At 72.2% G+C, this 1,053-nt stretch carries 1 protein-coding gene and 1 pseudogene; both read left to right on the top strand.

Annotation, left to right across the window (positions count from 1 at the left end):
- Positions 1 to 572, top strand: a pseudogene (locus MKW14_RS40675) (L-arabinose isomerase); the annotation flags it as partial.
- Positions 572 to 1,053 (top strand): class II aldolase/adducin family protein (locus MKW14_RS40680; protein ID WP_240871825.1); only part of this gene is annotated, 482 nt, incomplete at its 3' end. The pseudogene MKW14_RS40675 and the gene MKW14_RS40680, both read left to right, overlap by 1 nt.

Genomic DNA, 1,053 nt, shown 5'->3' on the forward strand with positions numbered 1-1,053 from the left:
CCGCGCTGCTGCGCACCCTGAAGGTCATGGGCGCGGGACAGTCCGGCGGCACCTCCTTCATGGAGGACTACACCTACCACCTCGGCCCCGGCGAGCCGCGCATCCTGGGCGCCCACATGCTGGAGGTCTGCCCCTCCATCGCCGCCGCCCGCCCCAGCCTGGAGATCCACCCCCTGTCCATCGGCGGCCGTGAGGACCCCGTCCGGCTGGTCTTCGACGCCGCCCCCGGCCCCGCCCTCGTCGTCGGCCTGGCCGACCTCGGCGACCGCTTCCGGCTGACCGCCAACGCCGTCGACGTCGTCGCCCCCAGCCAGCCCCTGCCCCGCCTGCCCGTCGCCCGCGCCGTGTGGAAACCCCGCCCCTCCCTCGCCGAGTCCGCCGAGAGCTGGCTGCTGGCCGGCGCACCCCACCACACCGTGCTCTCCTCCGCCGTCGACCTGGAGACCCTGACCGACTTCGCCGCCATGACCGGGGTCGAGCTGCTGACCATCGACGAGCACACCAGCACCGAACAGTTCGCCAAGGAGATCCGCTGGAACGCCGCCTACCACCGACTGGCCCAGGCCCTGTGATGGCCGGCCTGCATCAGGAGGTCCTGGCCGCCAACCTCGCCATCCCCCAGGTCGGCCTGGCTACCCTGACCTGGGGCAACGTCAGCGGCGTCGACCGTGAGGCCGGCATCTTCGTCATCAAACCCTCCGGCGTGCCCTACGACCGCCTCAGCATCGAGGACCTGGTGACGGTGCGGCTGTCGGACGGGGCGGTCGTGGCCGGACACCTGCGGCCCTCCACCGACACCGAGACCCACCGCAGCCTCTACCTCGCCTTCCCCTCCATCGGCGGCATCACCCACACCCACTCCACCCACGCCGTCGCCTTCGCCCAGGCCCACCGCGACATCCCCGTCCTGGGCACCACCCACGCCGACACCTTCAACGGCCCCATCCCGGTCACCCGCGACCTCACCCCCGAGGAATGCGCGCACGACTACGAGTACAACACCGGCCGCGTCATCGTCGACCTCCTCCACGGCGACGACCAGCGCGCCCTGGA

The organism is Streptomyces gilvus (assembly GCF_022513565.1).
Lineage (GTDB): Bacteria > Actinomycetota > Actinomycetes > Streptomycetales > Streptomycetaceae > Streptomyces > Streptomyces gilvus.